At 62.3% G+C, this 19,975-nt stretch carries 17 protein-coding genes and 3 pseudogenes; 14 read left to right on the top strand and 6 right to left on the bottom strand.

Features of this window, described 5'->3' with window-relative positions:
• Positions 1–3: 3 nt before the first annotated feature.
• Positions 4–2,967, bottom strand: a complete 2,964-nt coding sequence (locus HLH45_RS21200; protein ID WP_046932235.1) for a Tn3 family transposase — start codon at positions 2,965–2,967, stop codon at positions 4–6.
• 20 nt (positions 2,968–2,987) lie between these two features.
• Positions 2,988–3,944: pseudogene (locus tag HLH45_RS21205) on the bottom strand (site-specific integrase); the annotation flags it as partial.
• Positions 3,945–4,136: 192 nt separating this feature from the next.
• On the opposite strand from HLH45_RS21205, the gene HLH45_RS21210 reads away from it, so the two are divergent.
• From HLH45_RS21210 to HLH45_RS21220, 3 genes and pseudogenes are all read left to right on the top strand, one after another.
• The gene (locus tag HLH45_RS21210) at positions 4,137–5,192 is read left to right on the top strand and encodes a DNA-binding protein (protein WP_046932237.1); all 1,056 of its coding nucleotides are present in this window, start codon (positions 4,137–4,139) and stop codon (positions 5,190–5,192) included.
• 132 nt (positions 5,193–5,324) lie between these two features.
• A complete protein-coding gene (gene xopE, locus HLH45_RS21215; RefSeq protein WP_033482209.1) occupies positions 5,325–6,401 on the top strand; it encodes a XopE/AvrPphe family type III secretion system effector in 1,077 nt (358 codons plus the stop codon).
• Positions 6,402–6,696: 295 nt separating this feature from the next.
• A pseudogene (locus HLH45_RS21220) lies at positions 6,697–7,392 on the top strand (DNA-binding protein); the annotation flags it as partial.
• Here the strand turns inward: HLH45_RS21220 and HLH45_RS21225 are convergent.
• Together HLH45_RS21225 and HLH45_RS21230 are read right to left on the bottom strand one after the other, a co-directional pair.
• The gene (locus tag HLH45_RS21225; protein WP_017160582.1) at positions 7,380–8,417 is read right to left on the bottom strand and encodes a hypothetical protein; all 1,038 of its coding nucleotides are present in this window, start codon (positions 8,415–8,417) and stop codon (positions 7,380–7,382) included. The pseudogene HLH45_RS21220 and the gene HLH45_RS21225 sit on opposite strands and share 13 nt — an antisense overlap.
• Positions 8,418–8,810: 393 nt before the next feature.
• Positions 8,811–10,133, bottom strand: coding sequence for a right-handed parallel beta-helix repeat-containing protein (locus HLH45_RS21230; RefSeq protein WP_017160583.1), 1,323 nt, complete (start codon positions 10,131–10,133; stop codon positions 8,811–8,813).
• A 568-nt stretch (positions 10,134–10,701) separates the two neighbouring features.
• Here HLH45_RS21230 and HLH45_RS21235 point away from each other — a divergent pair.
• The 5 genes and pseudogenes from HLH45_RS21235 (at position 10,702) to HLH45_RS21255 (ending at position 14,191) form a co-directional block, all read left to right on the top strand.
• Positions 10,702–11,052: a hypothetical protein gene (locus HLH45_RS21235; protein WP_233449299.1), complete on the top strand. Its 351-nt coding sequence runs from the start codon at positions 10,702–10,704 to the stop codon at positions 11,050–11,052.
• Positions 11,053–11,380: 328 nt separating this feature from the next.
• Positions 11,381–11,569: a hypothetical protein gene (locus tag HLH45_RS21240; RefSeq protein WP_081397861.1), complete on the top strand. Its 189-nt coding sequence runs from the start codon at positions 11,381–11,383 to the stop codon at positions 11,567–11,569.
• Positions 11,570–11,757: 188 nt separating this feature from the next.
• Positions 11,758–12,105 (top strand): annotated as a pseudogene (locus tag HLH45_RS21245) (helix-turn-helix domain-containing protein); the annotation flags it as partial.
• Positions 12,106–12,426: 321 nt separating this feature from the next.
• Entirely contained in the window at positions 12,427–13,341 is a 915-nt protein-coding gene (locus HLH45_RS21250; RefSeq protein ID WP_005918291.1) for a type IV toxin-antitoxin system AbiEi family antitoxin domain-containing protein, read from the top strand.
• Positions 13,334–14,191, top strand: a complete 858-nt coding sequence (locus HLH45_RS21255) for a nucleotidyl transferase AbiEii/AbiGii toxin family protein (protein ID WP_005918293.1) — start codon at positions 13,334–13,336, stop codon at positions 14,189–14,191. Before HLH45_RS21250 ends, HLH45_RS21255 begins: the two co-directional genes overlap by 8 nt.
• A 26-nt stretch (positions 14,192–14,217) precedes the next feature.
• On the opposite strand, the gene HLH45_RS21260 is transcribed toward HLH45_RS21255, so the two are convergent.
• Positions 14,218–14,496, bottom strand: a complete 279-nt coding sequence (locus tag HLH45_RS21260) for a hypothetical protein (RefSeq protein ID WP_005918295.1) — start codon at positions 14,494–14,496, stop codon at positions 14,218–14,220.
• A gap of 202 nt (positions 14,497–14,698) precedes the next feature.
• Here HLH45_RS21260 and HLH45_RS21265 point away from each other — a divergent pair, with 202 nt between their 5' ends.
• Genes HLH45_RS21265 through HLH45_RS21280 form a run of 4 tightly spaced genes read left to right on the top strand, consistent with a single transcriptional unit; the run spans position 14,699 to position 17,043 of the window.
• Complete coding sequence (locus HLH45_RS21265; RefSeq protein WP_081397863.1) at positions 14,699–15,163, top strand: ParC-related protein; 465 nt, start codon at positions 14,699–14,701, stop codon at positions 15,161–15,163.
• Positions 15,160–16,026 (top strand): hypothetical protein, encoded by an 867-nt coding sequence (locus HLH45_RS21270; RefSeq protein WP_081397862.1) that lies wholly within the window; start codon positions 15,160–15,162, stop codon positions 16,024–16,026. Before HLH45_RS21265 ends, HLH45_RS21270 begins: the two co-directional genes overlap by 4 nt.
• A gap of 10 nt (positions 16,027–16,036) precedes the next feature.
• Positions 16,037–16,405 (top strand): hypothetical protein, encoded by a 369-nt coding sequence (locus HLH45_RS21275; protein ID WP_008578304.1) that lies wholly within the window; start codon positions 16,037–16,039, stop codon positions 16,403–16,405.
• Positions 16,406–16,410: 5 nt separating this feature from the next.
• Positions 16,411–17,043 carry a hypothetical protein gene (locus HLH45_RS21280; protein WP_228996771.1) on the top strand — a complete coding sequence of 211 codons (633 nt, stop codon included), beginning with the start codon at positions 16,411–16,413 and terminating at the stop codon, positions 17,041–17,043.
• Between the two features lie 21 nt (positions 17,044–17,064).
• Here the strand turns inward: HLH45_RS21280 and HLH45_RS21285 are convergent, their stop codons facing one another.
• A complete protein-coding gene (locus HLH45_RS21285) occupies positions 17,065–17,328 on the bottom strand; it encodes a hypothetical protein (RefSeq protein WP_008571690.1) in 264 nt (87 codons plus the stop codon).
• 1,580 nt (positions 17,329–18,908) lie between these two features.
• Between HLH45_RS21285 and HLH45_RS21685 the strand changes: the two genes are divergently transcribed.
• Positions 18,909–19,148 (top strand): hypothetical protein, encoded by a 240-nt coding sequence (locus tag HLH45_RS21685; RefSeq protein ID WP_045123789.1) that lies wholly within the window; start codon positions 18,909–18,911, stop codon positions 19,146–19,148.
• Positions 19,141–19,410, top strand: coding sequence for a hypothetical protein (locus tag HLH45_RS21290; protein WP_033478823.1), 270 nt, complete (start codon positions 19,141–19,143; stop codon positions 19,408–19,410). The genes HLH45_RS21685 and HLH45_RS21290 overlap by 8 nt, the downstream gene beginning before the upstream one ends.
• Positions 19,411–19,975: the final 565 nt, after the last annotated feature.

Genomic DNA, 19,975 nt, shown 5'->3' on the forward strand with positions numbered 1-19,975 from the left:
AAACTACCCTGCCAATGCCAGTTCAGTCTCATACGGTTCCGGGACCGCCTCCACATCAATCAGGTAATCCCCGAAGCGCTTTACATGGCTGGTCACGTACGGGCTGAGGAACGCCACGTCCTCCCGCGTGATCTTCCACCCCTGCCGCATCAGAGACGTCATGATTCGGGTCTGTTCGACCACGTTGTAGAAGATGACGGCATTGGAGACCAGGTCGTTGTATTGGACGGCCTTCTCCTGCTCAACGGGGTCATTGTCGGCAATCACTCCTTCCCCGCCGAAGAAGAAATACTTTGCGAAGCCGTTGTAGGCCTCCACCTTGTTGGTGGAGGCGGTGATCTGTTCGCGCAACTCGCGGTTGGAGATGTACTGCAGCAGGAACAAGGTGCGCACGGCCGAACCGAGCGCCTTGAAGGACTGGTACAGCCGGTTCTTGCGGCTGTAGTTGCCCAGCTTGCGCATCAGCGTCGAGGCCGCGATCTTGCCGGTCTTGATCGAGAGCACGACCTGCATCAGGTCCTTCCAGTGGGTCTCGATCAGATCCCAGTCGACAGTATCCCGGAACAGTGCATCGATGTATTCGTAACGAATGTCCTCATCGGGGCGGAAGAACTTGTATTCGCGCCAGTTGCGGATGCGCGGCATCAGCTGGATGCCCAGCAGATGCGAAAGGCCGAACACCGGCAGCGACTGCCCCTGCGTGTCGGCGTGGACGGTGTCAGGCTGGATGTCGGAGGTGTTCTTCAGCAGGCCATCGATGATGTAGACCGCCTCCCAGACACCGCACGGAATGAAGTGGCTGAACAGCGCGACGTACGTATCGGACACGTGGTGATAGGCGATGCCGCCGTAGCCGCCATAGCGGATGTGGTACGAAGCGAGCAGATTCTGGTCGTAGAGGTCGTACTTGGTGCCGTCGGCGGCTGCGCTCTTGCCATCGCCCCAGCATTTGGGGAGCTGCAGGCCGGCGTAGCTGTTGATGATGTCCCGACAGGCCGCCGCCAGTTTGTTGGCATCCACATGCCGGCGGTTGACGAACGACAGCATGTGCGCCGAGACGGCGCCACGCAGGTGTCGGGCAGCCTGGGCCGGTCCGAGGTTGCAACCATAGGTGAAGGCGGTGAGGACGTAGCGCTCGGTCGGTTGCTCGATCTTGGCGTCCGAGCCGGACAGAGGACCGAAGTGACGGGGCCAGCGCGTCCAGTGGGCCACATCGCACAGGATCTCGATGACGCTGCGTTCGCGCATGCGGTCGAGGACGGCGGTTTCCAGGGCACGGGCCCCGCAGCTCATCTCCTTGGCCTTGCTGCGCTTGAGTACCGGAATGCCATCCTCGCCGATGACCACTTGGCCGTTCTCCAGATAGCCCTGATCGGTCAGCTCGGCGACTTGCGTCAGGCGCGATTGCAAGGCATTGACGAAGCCCACGGCCGTGGCCGGCAGCCCCACGTGCTTGCAGTAATCCTCCAACAGAGGCTCGCACTGCTCCCACGGCAGCAACTGTTCGCGGTAGTCGGCGTAGGTTTCCGATCCGCGCACAGCCACGTCGCCCGATTTCAGTTCGTTGGCCAGCGATGAGAACACACAAACCTCGAACAGACGCCGGTGGATGCGCTCCTCGCCGCCCACTTCGGTGCGATGGACGATGGTCTTGCGCCAGAGCTGGGTGGTGAATGCCAGATCGACCGCTTCGTCCAACCAATGGCTGCGGCTTCGTTCCTGCGTCAGGATCAGCTCGATCGCGTCGATCAGCGAGCGGTCCTCCGTGGTCGAGGCCAAGTCCAGCCTACGCACCATCCGCAGGATGGTGGAGCGGTGACTTTTATAGAACGGCCACAGCAGCGGCAAGTGATTGTCGCCACTATGCGCCGCAATGGCGTTGCAGTCGGCCTGCAACGTCTGCGCGCCACCATGGGCGTTGATCAGGTGGCGGATTTCACGCCCCGCCTCGGTGTCGCCGCGATGATGGTCGAGGACGCGGACCACATCCGACATCGTCGCCACGATCGCTTCGGTCTTCTCGCGATAGCGCGCCCTCAGCCGCTCCAGTTCCTCTCGGCCCCGGTTGTGGATGTTCCCCATGCGCTTGATGAACATCTCCGCGAGATCGTCGCGCGTCTGGACCCGGGCCCGGTGGATCAAGCACACCAGTACGGCGTAGCGCTTGGCGGCCCGAAACTTGCGCAGCTCGGAAGCATCCAATGCCCGCGCCTCGGCAGCGAAGTGCTTGCGCTTGACCTCCGGGATGCCCGCCAGGTGCACCTCGCTGCCGACCAATTCGTCCAGTTCGGCGATATGGTCGATCAACTCCTGGAAATGCTGCAGCGAAGAGCGCTTGGGTAGGCGCTTGATCGCGTGCAGCGGGCTCTTCTGACGCCCCTGTTCGACCTGCAGGAGGCCTTCCAGGCGCTGTTTTTCATCGATGGTCAGTCGAGCCTCGATCTGAGCGAAATAGCGCCCGTTGACCAGCGTGCGGATGCGCCGGGTCAGGCGATCCAGTGTGGAGAACGCCGGCAGCTCGACGCGATCACGCACGAGCTGTTCGATGGCTACATTGATCAGGTCCGCCGGGTTATCCATCACCGCAGCGGCTTCGTATACCGCGCGTGCCGCAATCTTCAGCCCGCCGTCGCTGTAGGCCCGGACCTGCAGGAATTGACGGATCCGACGGTAGTAGCGATAGCGCGAGGCGTTGGCAAGATTCGCTGGCTTGACCTGCACGCGCAGTTTCAGCGCGCTGCGGATATGGCGCATCACCGCCGGCGGGACTTCGTCCAACACGGGGAAATACCCCAGCCGTTGGAAGGTCTTGAGCAGGATCGTCAGCGTCAGGCGGTGCGCAGGCTGCCGGGTGTACTCGGCAACGAAGGCCACCTCAGCGTCGGTTGGCGTGTAGGCCGCAACCAGTTCGCGGACGACCGGGTTGCGCTTGAACTGCGGGTATGCGGTCCGTTCGATCGACGCCATCCAGCCCCTCAGGTCGTTGCAGGCCTTGGCAGCGCGGGCGCTTCCGGCAGACTGGCTTCGATGCGCCGGCGTGCGAAAGGATCGCCCCCATCAATGTAACGCATCGCCGAGTGCACATCGCGCCAGCCGACGTACTCCATCAGCGCCTTGACATCCCAGCCGTTGGCGTTGGCCCAGCCGGCAAAGCCGCGGCGCAGCGAGTGGCCGCTGTAGTCGTCGGGAGAGCTCAGCCCAGCCTCGCGGAAGATCCGCCGTAGCAGACGCACCAGGCTGTTGGGGTGGAGTGGCGCGGCGGCAATCCACCCCCACTGGTTGACTGCGCGAAACAGTGGCCCCTCGTGGAGGGCGGCTGCCGCGACCCAGGTCATGGTGGCAGCCACCGGGCACCAGCGCGACAGCGCCGGGACCTTGTAGGTGGTGCCGGCGTGCCGGCGATCGCTCTTGCTGTGCGGCAGGAAGCAGGTCATGCCTTCGCCGGCCACCAACTCCAAATCCTGAACCTGGAGGCGAACCAGTTCGTCGCCGCGGAAGCCGCGCCAAAAGCCCAGCAGTACAAAGGCGCGATCGCGCATGTGCCGGAGCCGACCGGCCGCATCGTCACGCGTTCCGGCCGCAGTTGCGGCGCCATCGAGCCAATCCACGACCTGACCTAACTGCGTGAGCTGCAGTGGCGTGGCTCGCTTTTCCTGACCCGGATGCACCGTTTGGATGCCCTTGAGCACCTTGCGTACGACGGGCGCCCGCGTGGGGTCGGCGAAACCGTGCGCCTGGTGCCACTGGGCCAGTGCTGCGAGCCGGTGCCTGAGTGTGTTGAGCGCGAGTTGCCCGGCGTAGGCGGCCAAGTAGCGCGCCACCTGCTCTGCGGTCGCCGGCAGATGACCACCCCACTCGATCTCGAAATGGCGGGTTGCCGCAGCGTAAGCGCGTTCGGTGTTGGGTCGGGTGGCGGCTTCCAGGTACTGCCCAACGCTGATCATCGGCCCCTCCCAGTCGCTAGATGGGCCGGGGTGTACTGGCCCGCGTGCGAGCTTAGCCGAAAAATCGGCCTTAGGCTGGATAATCTTAGATTATCCCGCGTGAGCTCAACGCCTATCGACGGTTCATTTAATGCGTTGAGGAGTATGTGATTACATGGTATGTAATACGTTACGAAATACGTGGAGTGACGGATGGCAAGGTCCGGGCTGTACAAAAGCGATGTGCAACGCGCCCGCGATCGGCTGCGCGCCACGGGCACGCATCCGTCCGTGGACGCGGTGCGGGTGGCACTGGGCAACACGGGGTCCAAGACCACCATCCACCGTTATCTGAGAGAGTTGGAAGAGGAGGAAGGGCAAAGCGTTGGCGCGAAGATGGGCGTGAGCGACGCACTTCAAGACCTCATCGCCCGCCTCGCCGAGCGGTTGCACGCCGAGGCTGACACGGTCGTGGCGCAGGCCCAGGCGCGCTTCCAGGCGCAGCTGCAGGAACGCACCCAAGCGCTGGAGCAGGCCCGGCAGGAGGCTGGCTCGCTCAGGACGCAGCTGCAACGCTGCGAGACCGCGCTGCAGGCCGAACGCGAGGCGGGCGACGCTGCCAGGAGCGAAGTGGCCCGCCGCACCACCGAACTGGCCCAGCTGGAGGAGCGGATCGCGGGCCTCACGGCGCGATTGGCCGAGCACGACGCCCATGCGAAATCGTTGGAACACAAGCACGAACACGCCAGGGAAGCCCTGGAGCACTACCGCACCTCGGTCAAGGACCAGCGCGAGCAGGAACAGCGTCGGCACGAACACCAGGTGCAGGAACTGCAGGTCGCCCTGCGCCAAGCCAACGAAGCGTTGACCGCCAAGAACCACGACCTGATGCAGCTCAACCGGGAAAACGGCCAGTGGCTGGAACGCCAGACCCGGCTGGAGCGGGAACTGGCGCAGGCACGCCAGCGGGCCGACGCCCAGCAACGCGAGCGCGACGCGCTGCGCCTGGCGGCCGCCGAGCACCAAGCCCTGCAGGTGCGCTGGACCGACGATGTCCACGCGCTGGAAGGCGTGCGCACCGAACTGTCGGCGGCGCGGACCGAACTGGTCGAAGAGCGCCAGCGCCGGGAACACGCCGAGGCGGACACCCTGCGGGCCACGGTGCGCCTGAGCACGTTGGAACAACTCCTGGCGCAGCTGCGGCCAGCGCACTCCGTTGGCGAACCCGAAAACGCCATCGCAGCCGGTGCAATGCCGGCAGGCAAATGATCAGCCGCTTGGCGAAGGCTCGGGAATCCCCCGCGTCAATGCTTCGCCGTCCCAACCATGCCTTCGGTGAGGCGAAGCGAAGCGGAGCGCTCCCCGCCAAACTTGCTTCTACAGTCACTGCAGGAGATCAAGATGGGGCTATGCAGTTCAAAGCCGAGCGTGGCGGGTTCACCCGTAGCGGGTTCACCTGAGCATTATTTAACCCACACCACAGAGCAGACCACGCCCTCTACGCCTTCATCCCCCGAGGCGCCCATGTCACCCAGCCTGCATGGCTTGGTGGCACTCGGCTCTTCGGGAACGAGACGGGATCGCTTCCGGCAGCCAACCCTACAGCCGCACGAAGTTCAGCAGGCGGCCTACCAGCTTGGTATGCGACTCAGCGGCAGACCCATCGAAGACGCGAGCGACCGTCAACGCCTTGCCGACGCGACAGAGACGGTACACGAGACACGACTCGCCTTGCACCGTGGACGAGGCAATGTCGATAGCGATCTGCGGCTCAGCAACGGACGGAGCGCCACCTACAGCTCCCTGTCTTACTGTCTCGGTGAAAATGACGAAAATTTACTGGCGGGCAGCGCGCTGGCTGCCGGGGCAGGCAACTGTGATCACAATGCAGCGATTAACGCACGTCGGCATGCGGTTCGCATGGAGGATGGCGGGCAGATGATGAATGTACGCGACTATGAGCAGACCCACCTCTATGCGCTGTACCAGCCACCAAGCTCGGCAGAGGCGGAAGAATCACCTGTAGTCCTCGACTCGTGGGGCGACGGTCCGGCCGTTCTACTAAGGGATTCGCACTGGGCCGAAACGTACGGAACATCCACCAACGTAATTGAACGCTTCGACAAGCGCGATGCAATCGACGCGCTTGCCAGGACAACCGCATTCAGAGCCGAGATCGAGGATCCGCAAACTGATCTCCATGCGAATGCGCGCGACCTGGAGACAGCATTTCTAGCCAACCCCGCACCCGGCGATATCTTTTCCGCGATGCCTGTCATCGCGCCCGAGCTGGCCCAGAGCACGCGTCAACGGCTGCAAGAGTACTCACCGCGGACGCGTCAAGCTCTAGCCGCCGATGCTGCGCGGCAGGCCTATGGACTGGATAACGCACAGCCCATCTCGCCGCGCACAACTGCTGCGATCCTTGAAGATGCAGAGCGCCTGGATGCCTTGGGTCGCCCACCCTTGAGTTGGTGACGATGGATCAAGCCGGATGAGCGTCGGCACGTTCATGACGCCACCGCAGCGCGCTTGGGCGCGCTACGCGCCCAAGCGCGGCCAGCAGGCCATGCGCGGTGCTATAGGTCGGGCCTGACACGTCGCCAACGTGTAGCGCGAGGTGGACGCCGAATTGCGGCTCTCCGTGTTGACCTGGTGACGCACGTGCAGCAGTAGCCCGGCATGAGGGTCGGCAGTGCGTCGTGAGAAATCCTTAGCTGACAGGGAGTTAGCTCACTTTTGGCTGTGTTTTACACGAATCCCTGCCGACCCTCTACTGCAGGCAGAACGCGAGGCGGGCGACGCCGCCAGGGGCGAGGTGGCCCGCCGCACCACCGAACTGGCTCAGTTGGAGGAGCGGATCGCGGGCTTCACGGCGCGACTGGCGGAGCACCAAAGCCACGCCCGCTCCCTGGAGCAGAAGCACGACCACGCCAGGGAAGCCCTGGAGCACTACCGCACCTCGGTCAAGGACCAGCGTGAGCAGGAACAACGCCGGCACGAGCACCAGGTACAGGAACTGCAGGTTGCCCTACGGCAGGCCAACGAGGCGCTGACCGCCAAGAACCACGACCTGATGCAGCTCAACCGGGAAAACGGCCAGTGGCTGGAACGCCATACCCGGCTGGAGCGGGAACTGACGCAGACACGCCAGCGGGCCGACGCCCAGCAGCGCGAGCGCGACGCGCTGCGCCTGGCGGCCGCCGAGCACCAAGGCCTGCAGGCGCGCTGGACCAAAGATGTCCAAGCGCTGGAAGGCGTGCGCGCCGAATTGGCTGCGGCGCGGACCGATCTGATCGAAGAGCGCCAGCGCCGGGAACATGCCGAGGCGGACACCTTGCGGGCCACGGTACGTCTGAGCACGCTGGAACAGCTCCTGGCGCAGCTGCGGCCACCGCGCCCCGTTGGCGAACAAGTAACGTCTGGGAAGGACGAAACCTCCCCAGACGCAAATAGTCAGTTGCTTTGAGGAAAGCTAATGCCGGGCGAAGCGCCACCAAATACGGAGCAACTACCGCGCGTCAGGTTGTTCTGCTCGAACGTCTGGCCGGCATTGCCCAGGCAAGTCGGGGCATTTGTCGTACCATCGTTTACGGCTACGTTTACCGTGACGTGCGAGCCGCGATTGAACGACACCGTCTGAGTTCTGGCGCCGTTGCCGAAGATGTTGAATTCGGTCAGGCGCCAGATCTTATTGATATCCACCGTAGAGGCGCGCTGACTCACTCTGTAGGCCCTTCCGTTCACCGAAAACGACACGGTATCCACGCCCCCCGAGGTCGCAGAACCGGTCAGCTTGACACCAGCGATGCCCGAAACTGGCACCAGAGGCACTCGCACCGATTCGCTGTTAATCACGCAAGCGTTGCCTTCGTAAGCATCCCAGCCGGACGGGCAACCCGCCGCATCGTATTCCGAGGTACTGTCCGCATATACCCAGCTTTCAATGAAGATGACCGGGTCAAAGCCATTACTTGAGTCTTCGTCGGCGTCGCTGGAGTAGACGTACTGTTGCCAGGTCCTGCACGAAGAAAAACCGAACTGCGCGCAAGCGGCGGGGTTGCTGTCGTTGTCGGTATTGATTTGCAGCGAGTATTGGACTACCCCAGTGGTCACGCCGCTTACGCTCGGGAACGAACCGACGGCTGAGTGGGTGAGCCTGCCCGTGCGTGCAGCGTAGTCATCGCCATTGCCGGTGATGAGCACACGGTTGTCGGTGGTGGTACGAACGTTGCCGCTGGCAACGTGTCGTGGCTTCATGACCAACTTCGGCGGTGCGCCACAGCGTACCGCCTGCCACCCCATGTCCGGAAATGTCGAGCTAAAGCAGCCCTCCATAGCCGGAGCCTCGTGCTTGAGCGTAGTTTCCCATGCAGACATAGCCTCGGCACGGCCAGTATTGTTTATTGCAGCGACCTGCGCCGCTGCACCCGCGCTAACGATGCTTCCAACGATGCAGGCGCCAAGCATGTACTTCGATTTAAATTTTCTCATGGTCTTTCTTCTGGTTTGATAGTTAAATTAAAGTAAAATTTTAGTAAATTTGCGGCGCACCAAATCGGAAGTAATCGCCGCGTTAGAGAAGTGCTGCTTTTACGGCAACGCGTTACTTCGTCCTCGATCACAATTCATAAAATGGCGCGAGACCAGCGCTAAACCGCCAGGCGTGGAGGTCGCGGTCCAGCATGCGCGCGGGCCAGCTCGGACAGGCGTCGCGCGGCGCTGGCGATGGGCGCATCGAACCAGACGGCATGCGCAGTGCCGGAAGCCGGAGTGATAATTCCTCAATTATCAGGCGGTTGGGCAAGATTTGGCTGTTTTTTGCATCAATCCTGCCGGGCACGATGGCGCTGACCGTCGGCCAGGCGGCTGGCGCCATCGTCCGGATCAACGCGCCTCGAATGCCCCCAAGTCCGGCGCATGTCCGTTGAAGGCCTCACCGGTATCGGCGCCGGCGTCGATCAAGGCGCTGCCCGGTGCCAGGGTGGCGAAGGTGATGATGGGTAGGTCGCCGTTGGCCTGGCGCGGACGCATGAGCTGTCGCTCGTCCAGGCTGACGAAATCGCCTGCACTGATGACAAGGGGAAGATTGAACGAATTGCGGCCGATATCGTTCTCACTTGCAGACCCCAGGTTGATCATTTCGATGCGCGTTCCGAATCCTAAGTTATTGGCCAGATGGTGGTCGTATCCAGGCACGTCGGTGACGTTGTCGCTTAAGGTGGATTGCATGTCGTAGTTGGCGCGGCCGTTCTTGATCGATGTATTGCTGATCCACTCCTGCCCACCGATGTGGTGATTGGCGTAGAGGCCGTTGGATCGATTGCCCACTGCCAGATTGAACCGCACGATGTGGCGCGGCACCGGCTTGGGATAATCGCTTCCGTTGCGGCCGTAGCCGCCGGCCTTGAAGCCTGTGCCATTGCCCAGCGGGGTGAATGCGCTGTCGTACCCGTTGTAGAACGACCAGTTGCGTTGCAGGGTGACTGCGGCAGCAGCATTGATCAGGTCGAACCCATCGTCGCTGTTGAACCATGCGCGGCTGCCTTCGATAAGGTTTCCGGTGCTTCCGGCAAGCGTCGGGTGCACGCCGAAACCGTCGATGTTTCCATCGGAGAAGGCATTGAGTCCGCGGTTGTTATAGGCATCGACGTTGTGTACCCGGTTGTCGCTGCCGGAAACCAGGTACCAGCCGATCGCCTGGCCGTCGTGGATCGCCAGATTCTCGAACAGGTTGCCGTTGCCGCGGTCAACGCGGAATGCTTCGGACTGGGTCAGGCGGTCTGCAATGGTGATCCGCACCCCCACCACCTCGAATCCGCGAAAGACGCAGTTGTTGCTGGCCACCCGGAATGCGGCCACGCGCAGGCCGGTGGGCGTCACCGCAGAGAAGTCGAACACCGGCCGCTCGTTGGCGACGTTGACATAGGCGATGCCGGGCTTGGTGATCTCGTTGACCACGGCGTAGGGCTGCCGCACCACGCTGATGTTGGCGTTGGTCAGGCGATAGGTGCCGCCGCGCAGGTAGACGGTATCGCCACTGGACGCGGCGGCCTGCGCAGCCATCACGCTGGCAAAGGGGGCGGCGCGAGTGCCGGGATTGCCGTCGTTGCCGGTGGGCGCGATGTACCAGTCGGCGGCCACGGCCGTGCACGGCGGCACGCAGGCGGCAACGGCGATCGCCACGATGGTGCGAAGAGAGAGGTTCATCGGATGTCCCTGGTGTACTGCATGACAGTGGCTGCGTGCCGCCTTTGACCCGGCGTGGCACGAGCCGCGAGTCGCGCAGCCTGCGGGAACCGGTTTGCGCTCGCCAGTGGTCGTGCTCGGTTCTGCTACGACGGTTGACGTTTCGATGTGCCGCAACGCAGAAGTGTGCAAACGGGACATAGGTATCTGGATCGATGCGGGCGCTGCCGCTGCCCGCACTGCGGCGCGACGTTCCACGGCCGCCCTGTGTCCGGCATCGCATCGCCGCGCGCCATGCGATGGAGAACCGCCGTGGACCGTCGTACCTTCCTGGGGTTCAGCCGTTCCTGGGGTTCAGCCGACATACGTGAAAAATAACTCACAGAATCCGCAGGGTGGGTAATAGTCGGATGCCCCCGGCTTCACGAGAGCGAGCACGAGCCGATCGCCTGCTGGCATGACACGCATGGTCAAGACCTCGGGACATGGGGCGGCGGCGTTCCTTTACACACCCGGTGACCGACCGGCCGCGCACACTCGCCGAAAGACAGTTGCAGCGTGCCGAACTTCGAAAGGGACGAGGTAGTGGATGAGCCGATGGAAGCGCCGTTTTATCCGGCAACTTCATGTTTTCACAAAAGAAATCGGATTCTGCGAGTTATTTTTATACGTATGTCGGCTGAACCCCTTATACATGAAGCTGCTGCGCCATCCTGCGTTAGCGCTGGTCAAGGGACTGATCGCAGCCGTTGGCTGCTGGCTCGCACCGCTGCCTCTGGTCTATCCGATGGTGACAACGGGCGAGTGGTCACTAGGCCGTGTGCTGTTTGCGCTGCTGTTCGCTGTCCTTGGCCCGTTGACGGGCCGCGTCATCGCACGTACCACGCTGGCCAGCTGGCGCAATCGCCACCTTGCCGCACCACATCCGCAGCAAACCTGACTTGGAGACTGCACCGATGACCATCACCGCATCCACGGCCACCAGCTCGGTGCCGCCAATCATCCTCGTTGCCGGCACCGCCGTTCGCTGCGTCAGCTGCAATGCGCCGCTGGCAATAGCCTATCCAAACTCTTCCGATGGCTCCGCGACTCGGGCATGTGGACCCGCACGTGGCCCCGCCTGGCGATGGCGGCGGGGAACCTGGTGTTCGCTGGGCTGTGCCTGTGGGCGACGTATGCAATTTATCGTGGGCAGCTCCTGTAGCCAGATGCGCCCTGATTGTCCCAATGCCCTGCCATAGAGCCATTACCCTATGAAACGTCCCGCCATGTCTAACAACATTGCCGACCTCTTCTTGTCGGATCTAACCGACGCCGCCAAGGCCGAGCTTGCGGAAGAGTACGCCGATGCAGCCGAGTCGGACGAGGAGCGCGACGCATGGCGTGCGCTTGCTACTCAATACAGCCTCGCTGCACGTGACCAGGCGCTCGGCCACAACGCAGGAGCTGCCCCATGAAAATCTTCCGCTGGTTGCGTCTTCCCTTGAGCGATGAAGGCGCTGCGCCCGGACCGTAACAAACAATAGCCAGGTGCCGGCCTGGTCTGCCCAACGCCCCGCTTTACGCGGGGCTTTTTTGTGCTTGCGCCAGTTGCTGGCGGCGCGCAGCAGTGCGGCCAATCAGAGGGTCGGCAGGGATTCGTGTACGCCTCGCCGTTCCCGGCGTCGTCGACTTTTCCGAAGTGGCGGCAGAGGCGAAAGGCGTGGCAAAGGTCGTGCTCGAATCTATGCAGGACATGTTGTTACGCATCGCCCTGCAGATCGCTCGCGACGACTACGAGGACCGTCGCGAGCGTCAGCGTCAGGGCATTGAGCTGGCGAAGGCCAGAGACAAATACTGTGGCCGCCCCGCCGATCAGGACATACATGCTCGGATTGTCGCTTTGCGCGGTCGTGGGGAGAGCATCGCCAACACTGCGCGACTCGCCGGCACGAGCGTGACTACCGTAAAGCGGGTGTGGGCGGCTCACTGCGCGCTAGGTCATAGAAATTGATTGCCGGGAGTAGAGCGCCGTGAAGTAAGGCAGGTCTTCAGTTGGGGATGGCTCCGGGTCTGCAGGGAGCTCACCAAACAGCCTCCGAGAAACTAAACTGCGTAAGTCTGTAGTTCGATAGACTGAACGTCCTTAGGACGTTCAGTCTATCGAACTTGACTATATTTTTGCAACAGGTTCGAAACACTTAATTTACCGGCAGCTTGAAAGCAGACCAACAGGTCTTGCCAAATTTCTCCCTGTTAGCATAGAATCAACGTCCTTAGGACGTTGATTCTATGCTAGCAGTAATTTTTCGAAAACTATTTGGTGGCACGTCCCATGTCCGATGAATCTTTGAAGCGCCTTCGCTGGCGCGATGCACTCGTTGCCAAGGTTCTTGCCGAGCGCGACTCACCCATCATTAGTACCTACTGGATCGCCTCGAAGGTGTTCAAGCTGGGAATGGAGCGCGCGTATGAGGGGCAACCCCTTCAACTGCCCGCAGGTCAGCCGGGGGCCGTCATGCTTGGTGAGGCACGCAAGGCGCTTCTAAAACGAAAGGTGATCCTCCAAGACAAAAGCCTACCAAGCCAGCTCTACAGGCTTCCTGGGGAGACGGCGCCGGTTCCAGAGCTGATGTGCTCCATTGATCCCTTCGGGCATGTGGCCTATCTCAGTGCAATGGCCTATCACGGGTTAACGAATCGCTTGCCTAAGGTCCTTTATTTCGTCAGCCCACATCCTCCCATCTGGAACGATTTGGCAGAGGAGAAGATGCGTAGGGACTTAGGCGATCTTTACGGCCCCTACACCGATTCAGAGCTGCCAAGGCTGCGTCGAGTCAAAATCGAAAAGCTAGATGGTGTCGTGATCAAAGAGATCAGGACCAAGGAGCACCGCGGTGGATGGCGCAGCGCCAATGATGGTGCTCTGCGCGTGACAGGTCTCGGGAAAACCTTCGTAGACATGCTCCAGCACCCAGACATCTGTGGTGGGATTCGCCATGTGATCGAGGTGTTTCAGGAACAGGCGCCACTACACCTAAAAGCAATCGTCGCGGCTTTCAACACCCATGGCGGTCCAATCGACAAGGTCCGGGCTGGCTACATCTTGGAAACGTATTGCGGAATCGACAGCGTCGAAGTGGGCGAGTGGACTGCTTACGCCAGCCGGGGTGGTTCTAGGAAGCTGAACCCGCAGGCAGATTACTCTCCTGAGTTCTCTGCCAAATGGTGCCTATCGATCAATGTCTAGCCTTCTCACGAACATCCCTGGATGGGTAAAAGCAGCTTCATCAGAGGAGAGAAGCTTTCGCGAGGCGGTCCACATCATCCTGGACACTATCGCCGCTGACACAAGGCTCAGCGATCTGCTGTGCCTTAAAGGCGGCATCTTGATGGCGTTGCACTACGAGAGTACGCGCCACACGACCGACATCGATTTCTCCACAGAAAAGCCTTTTTCGATTGATGCAGAAGTGGAGATCAAGGCGTTGATCGATGCTCGTCTGATCGAGGCAGAAGAGCGGCTTTCGTACGACACTGTGTGCAGGCGGCAGGGCTGGGTCGTTCAGCCTGGTCGAGATAAGACCTACGTGACGATCAAGATGAAAATTGGCTTTGCCACACGCGGGACAAGGCAGCACGAACGTTTATTACGCGGGCAGGCCGCGAATACGTTGAGCATTGATTACAGCTATCTAGAGTCGATCCCTCAAATCGAGGAGGTCAGCTTGGGCGCAGACGGGGTCTTGCGCGTTTACGCACTCCCGACGCTCGTAGCTGAGAAGATCAGGTCCCTTCTCCAGCAACCGCTTCGCGATAGGTATCGTCGCCAGGACGTCTTTGATCTTCAGCACCTACTGATCAATCGGCCAGAGCTCTACAACGCTTCGTGCCAAAAAACGGTGGTCGAGGACATCATCATCAAGTGCCATGATCGCGAGGTGCCGGTGGATCAGGGTTCTTTCGATCAGCCAGAAATCCATGACAGAGCATTGGCTGACTACGCGACGATCGCCGATGAGATCGAGGGTGAGCTCCCCGACTTTGAAGAAGCCTTTGCCATGGTCAGGGACTACTTCCGGGGTCTACCGTGGTCATGAGTGCCAGGCCATCCTTGCTTTGGCGATCAACGGCGAGGTGAAATCTCGCCGTGATCTTCCAACCAGGTGCGGACCATTTCGCCGACGAGCTTGCTCAACGCGTACACAGCAACCAGGCCAACCAGCCACGGTGCAGCCATGTCGGCCATCTGCTTGGTGTACGCGCTCGCGTGCGGATCGTTCAACACGAACAGCAGCACGGCGAACAGGAAGTACAGCGTAAACAAGACGCCGAAGCCGACCAGGCCAGCGCGTGACAAGCCACGCAGAAGCGGCAGAAGCTGATCGCGCAGAAACGTATTCATGGCGGAACTCCATCTAGGGACGAACAAACTCTAGCACTGCCGTCGTATCAGCTTGGCCGCAGAGGCGGCCGCAAGCCCCTACGAACCAATGGGTGACTGCGTGGAATCTTGCGTTATGTGCGCAGCCGGCCTCGCCGCACTAGGGCTTGCACGTCAGGTTCAAATGATCGAGCATCAAACATCGAATTTTGATAGGTCGATCATGACATCCCCCATTTCCATCACCACCTTGGCCACCCTGGCCAGCGCCGGGGTGCTGCGCGCCGTGCAGCTGGTCGGCCAGGTCGGCGGCTACGCGGTCATGGTGCGCGTGGGCCAAACCGAAAAGCAACTGACCGGCCAGCGCGGGGAACCGCGTGTGTTTGCCTCCCTCGACACCGCCGCCGCCCAGCTGCTGGCGCTGGGCGTGATGGTGTTCGAGGTGCTGCCGGCCAACTACGTGCGCGCGCCCAAGGTCTACCGCCGGGGGCGGCCAGCCGCGTTGAAAGAGTTGGCCAAGCTCCAGCGCGAGGGCAAACCCGCCAAGCGCACGCCGGCCAAGACACCGGCCGGCGCGGCGGCGGTGGCCACCGCCGCGAAGATCCTGCCCAGCGATCGGGCGCAGCTGAAATTGCCCGGCCTGCCGCGCACCCGCAAGACCGCCCGCACCGCTGGTGCCGGCGCATGAGCGAACACGACGAACTCCGCCAGGTGACCGCCGAGCGCGACTTTCTCGCCGGCCTGGTCGAACAGCACGAAGCCCGGCTGCGGACCTTCAGCGCGGATCTGCAACACGTGCTGATGGCCGAGTTCAGTGGCGAGGACACGGGACCCGAGTACGTCGGCGCATGGCAGCGCCTGCACGCCCTGATTGCGCCCGTGGTCAACGGCTACGCGCCACCGTCTGGCGAAGCAATGCCGGCGCCAGTTGCCCGGGTCGATGCGCCGCCGGCGCTCGACCAGGACAGCAGCGCAGATGTGTGCTCTGCGCGAGTAGGCCCGCATGACACCTATGCGCTCAACGTCACGCTGTTGGGCGGCGATGCGGCCCTGTTCCAGGGGCATCACTTTGCGCACGCGCGCCTCTCCCAGATCCTGGGCTCCTATCGTGAACTGATCCTGCGGCACATGCCGCAGTTCACGCCGGACGAGTGGGCCGCGCTGGCAGAAATGCTCAACGACGAGTGCAACGAAGCGCACTACGACTACCTGCAACGCCTGGATGAGGATGAGCAGCTATCGAATCACTCGCCGCACGGCCCGTTCACGACGGACGTGGATCGACTGGCAGCCGTTGCTGCCGACCGCGCCGCCGAACGGACGGCGCAACAACGACAGAGAAACGCCGATCATTACGACCTCTTCGCGCCCACCGTGGACTTGCTCGACCTTGCAGGGCGGCTGGAAGCGCTGACCGATGTCCAGCGCTTAGCAGCCTACGAGAAGTTGATGCAGCTGCTTCACCCTGACCGCTGCGACTTGGTTGCCTATGAGGCAACCAGGGGTGCGGCAATCGCCGCGTGCTTGCACGCCACAAACCTCACCGCTTAGGAGCAGGCAGATGAAAGAATTCTCAGACGTCCCCGCTATCTTCACTTCCACTCAATTGTTGGCCGCGTTGTCAGTAGCACCGAAGGACCGAGTGCTGGTCTACGCAGATGATCTGTCGGATGACGAGTGGGACGGTTCATATGCAACGCGCACCGATATCAACGTGCTTCTTGTTATGGAGGGAAAGACTGAAACGGATGGTGGCCAGGTCGTTGGCGTAATCGGCGCGCAGAGCATTCGCGATACCTCCGGCCGCAAGATTCCAGACGACATCCGCGAATTGATGAACCAGGCCGAAGACCGCATTGGTCCGCTGGCTTGGGTGTCGGATGACGTGTTTGCGCTTCCCGAGCACCCGCGTGCCGAGCGTCGGGTGTAACCACGATGGATCTACCCCCCCAAGATGAGCGCAGCCACGCACCGCCAGGTGGCCGGCTGGCGCTCGCTCTCCCCGCTCTGCTGGCGGCGTGCGTTGCAGCCGGTGCCCTTGCAGCGCCGCCGAGCGGCGGCAGTTGGGCCACCATCGCCGGCTATTACCCTGGCATGGGCAAAGAAGCCGCACGCAAGGTGGGCTTAGCAAATTGCAAGGCCGCCTATGAAGCGGTCGAGTGCAAAGCACTCGCCGCGCTCACGTTCGCCGGGGCGGTGTCGCGCGATAGCGACATCACCCTCAACGAAAAAACCGAGCGTATCGAATCGGTGGAGTTCCAGTTCTCGAAAGAGGCATATCCATCGGTTGTCGCCGCGCTTGTCGCGCAGCTCGGCGAACCTACGGCAACCGATGACGATGCCAGAGCCGATGCCTGGCGCAGAGCTGGGCGCAGCTCCTGCGATCCTGTCCTCATCTGGCAACGCGGCGGCGACGACGTTGTAGCTGTGTGCGGCGGCGGTTGGCACCGCAACGGCCGCACCTATCTGGTCGCCGACCGCAAAGCAGGACGCGGGAAAGAATGGGCAGAAATCGTGGGCGACCGTGCTAAGAGCCGTCGAGCCGCCGAGGCGTTCAACTCCAAATAAGTGCCATTCCCCGTGGCGGCGTCAGAGAAAACGTTTCAGGTCTGCAATCGGCGCGGGCAACTCTTCCCCGAATGCACTGTAGCGCGCCACCGCTGCCGCCCATGCGCTTTCTAGCTCGCTCATGTCGATGTCTTCGCGCGGTGTCGCAACGTAGGCCCGGCCGCCGCAATCCGTGCAAAACGGGTCTGCGCCCTTGCAGTTCGGGCAGCGAGCAAATTGCCAGAATCCGCGCTGGATGAACACGCCGGCCGAGCACACGTAGCAGACGATTCCAGCTTGATCCATCGTGCCGCAGGGACTCCCGCATGCGTCGCACACGCCAGGTGGGCCGAATTGCCAGGGGTCTAGTCGAGGTCGTTTGCGGTTACCCATGCGTCAGATTACCCATGCCGATGTCGCAGAACATGCGAAAACGAGCCTGTGCCGTGCGTCTGATCCAGTCCAGGCGGGGGCGTGACCGCAAGCGGTCACCGGCTTGGGGTGCTGCGCACCAATGCCGCGTGCTGCGTCATCGCCAGTCGGCCCTAATCCTCGCCCCTGCGCGCTCCGCTTGCAGAAGCAAAACCGCGCCCCGTCCAGCACGCCGTTTTCCGACCGGCGCCGCGATGACCAGCGTCGCCAGGGCCAATGGCCGGCATCCAGTACCCCGGCCTCGCTGCGTGCTCATAGTGCGCTTCCTTCGCATCGACGCAGCGTTATTGATCGCCAGCTTGCCCCGAACATCGCATGGCTCGGCCGCCCTGCAAGGGCAAACCCTCACCCGTTCGCACTCCCTGCGGTCGCTTGCGCTGCGGCTTCCGGGTTTGCCCTTGCACGTCTGCCTATCCGCCATGCGCCTGATCGGTGCGCGATCAATAACCCCGCGCCGAAAGGAACGCACTATGAAAAAACGCACGCAGCAAGTCCTCGCAACGGTGCTGGAAAATCTGCCGGCCATCATCACGGCCCTGGCGACGCTGGTCACAGCCATCGCGGCGCTGGTCGAAAAACTCAACTAAGGAGGGACGGGGCGAAAGCCCCGTTTTTCGCTTCGCTGCATCCACAAAGAGCAACAGCACGCCGGCATCGCCAGCGCCAAGCCAGCAGCTCGCCCCCCGCTTGCCCACCGCCCGCCGCCGTGGACAAGCTGCAACCGGCAGGCCCGCCACCCATGCCCCACCGCTTCCCCGGTGCCTGGGGATGGATACACCCATCTCCCACGGCGCCGGGCAGCGCTACGCGCTGGCCGTGGAGCATGCGTGGACGGCCGCATGACTCGCTGCGCACCGATCCAGAGCTGTATGGGTGGGTAATAGACGGCAGGCGCTGCCGCCTGCGTAGCAAACTTGGCGATAGCACATCCCCAACCCGGGGAAATCAACCTTTGATCCCGGCTCACCCGTCTATTACCCACCCTTGCATGAGGGGGGGGGCAGCCCGCCCACCACTTGTCCACCGTGGCGCTAGCCAGGTGGACGGCACCACCAGGTCAGCGTCGGCCGTTGGCCGGCCCCGTAGACAAGCCGGGGCCGGGCTGCAATCGGAAGGGCCCGCCCTCCCCTCGCCGCTGCGCGCTCCGCACCGATCCAGGGCTGTATGGGGTGGGTAATAGACGGCAGGCAATGCCGCCTGCGTAGCAGGCCGGGCGAGAGCACGTCACCCGCCCGAATAAATCAACACATGATCCCGGCCGATCCGTCTATTACCCACCCTGCCCAGACTGAGGGCCGGCAGCTCGCCCCTCACTTGCCCACCGTGGCGCTGACCAGGTGGACGGCACCACCAGGTCAGCGTCGGCCGTTGGCCGCCCCCGTGGACAAGTCGGGGACGAGCTGCAACCGGCAGGCCCGCCCACCCATGCCCCACCGCTCCCCCGACGCCTGGGGATGGATACACCCATCCCCCACGGCGACGGGCAGCGCTACGCGCTGGCCGTGGAGCATGCGTGGACGGCCATGTGGCTTTGTGGCCGCCGGCAGGCGGCCACCGATGCGGCCTGCGTCGCAGTCCGCAATACCGCATCGGCGGCGTTGGTGTGCAATGGTATTGCACGATGTAAAATTCCCATGCACGTGCGATTGCACGCGCACAAAACCAAACGCCGAGGACGTGACGACGATGCCTAAATCTGACTCCACCGCAGCAGCTGCCCCCGTACAGACCTCCACGCACGATCGCTTCGATGTCGTTTCACCGCATAGCTACACCAAAGGTGACGGCGAAACCGGCACCGAGTGGTTCCGGTGCGGTGTTGCCTTTCCCCATCGCAGCGGCGGCTTCACCCTCAAGCTACGCACCGTGCCGGTGGCCATCGATGGCGAAGTGACGCTGATCGTGCGCAAGCGCGAGCCGCGTGACAAAGGCGAAGATTGGAACTTGCCGGATTAGATCGCCCGGCGTCACCGCGCCATACACGGTAAAAAGCCACCGGAGATCCCGGTGGCTTTTTTTGTGCCTCATTCGTCAAGATCCACCCAAGCACCGGGCGGCGGCAACATGTTTTTGCCGGTGCCCTTGCAGGGCTTACACGTCACCCACTCAGTGAGGCCGGGCCAGCCCCCCTCCTCGCCGCACATTGGGCATTCGTCATCGGGAGCATCTTGCTCTTGCATGTATATCGCCTAGCCAGTGATTGGCCGCAGTGTTGCACGCGCGCACATGGCTGCGCTGCCGGCGACGAGTACCCGCAAAAGCGGGTTTGCATGGTGGTGTGTGCTGGCCAGGTCAGGCATGCCAGCGTTGTCGTGTGATCGAGCTTCGGGCTGCGGTCTGGGCAAAGCGCGGCCGGGGACTACCCATAACGAGCGACCTCATGCACCAACCCCCTGCATTGGTACGGGGAGTGATGTCCCAGAGATAGAACGCAGAGGTGCATGCATGACAGCTTGCATGCTTGCATGCAAGCATGCAAATCGGTATTATGAAGGTGTGCCAAGACATTGCACACCATACA

The sequence above is a fragment of the Xanthomonas euvesicatoria genome (assembly GCF_013112235.1).
Classification (GTDB): Bacteria; Pseudomonadota; Gammaproteobacteria; order Xanthomonadales; family Xanthomonadaceae; genus Xanthomonas; species Xanthomonas euvesicatoria.

Coding starts and splice junctions, on each gene's coding strand:
- HLH45_RS21200 (WP_046932235.1), bottom strand. CDS start 2,967: ATGGCGTCGATCGAACGGACCGCATACCCGCAGTTCAAGCGCAACCCG.
- HLH45_RS21210 (WP_046932237.1), top strand. CDS start 4,137: ATGGCAAGGTCCGGGCTGTACAAAAGCGATGTGCAACGCGCCCGCGAT.
- xopE (WP_033482209.1), top strand. CDS start 5,325: ATGGGGCTATGCAGTTCAAAGCCGAGCGTGGCGGGTTCACCCGTAGCG.
- HLH45_RS21225 (WP_017160582.1), bottom strand. CDS start 8,417: ATGAGAAAATTTAAATCGAAGTACATGCTTGGCGCCTGCATCGTTGGA.
- HLH45_RS21230 (WP_017160583.1), bottom strand. CDS start 10,133: ATGAACCTCTCTCTTCGCACCATCGTGGCGATCGCCGTTGCCGCCTGC.
- HLH45_RS21235 (WP_233449299.1), top strand. CDS start 10,702: ATGAGCCGATGGAAGCGCCGTTTTATCCGGCAACTTCATGTTTTCACA.
- HLH45_RS21240 (WP_081397861.1), top strand. CDS start 11,381: ATGTCTAACAACATTGCCGACCTCTTCTTGTCGGATCTAACCGACGCC.
- HLH45_RS21250 (WP_005918291.1), top strand. CDS start 12,427: ATGTCCGATGAATCTTTGAAGCGCCTTCGCTGGCGCGATGCACTCGTT.
- HLH45_RS21255 (WP_005918293.1), top strand. CDS start 13,334: ATGTCTAGCCTTCTCACGAACATCCCTGGATGGGTAAAAGCAGCTTCA.
- HLH45_RS21260 (WP_005918295.1), bottom strand. CDS start 14,496: ATGAATACGTTTCTGCGCGATCAGCTTCTGCCGCTTCTGCGTGGCTTG.
- HLH45_RS21265 (WP_081397863.1), top strand. CDS start 14,699: ATGACATCCCCCATTTCCATCACCACCTTGGCCACCCTGGCCAGCGCC.
- HLH45_RS21270 (WP_081397862.1), top strand. CDS start 15,160: ATGAGCGAACACGACGAACTCCGCCAGGTGACCGCCGAGCGCGACTTT.
- HLH45_RS21275 (WP_008578304.1), top strand. CDS start 16,037: ATGAAAGAATTCTCAGACGTCCCCGCTATCTTCACTTCCACTCAATTG.
- HLH45_RS21280 (WP_228996771.1), top strand. CDS start 16,411: ATGGATCTACCCCCCCAAGATGAGCGCAGCCACGCACCGCCAGGTGGC.
- HLH45_RS21285 (WP_008571690.1), bottom strand. CDS start 17,328: ATGGATCAAGCTGGAATCGTCTGCTACGTGTGCTCGGCCGGCGTGTTC.
- HLH45_RS21685 (WP_045123789.1), top strand. CDS start 18,909: ATGGATACACCCATCCCCCACGGCGACGGGCAGCGCTACGCGCTGGCC.
- HLH45_RS21290 (WP_033478823.1), top strand. CDS start 19,141: ATGCCTAAATCTGACTCCACCGCAGCAGCTGCCCCCGTACAGACCTCC.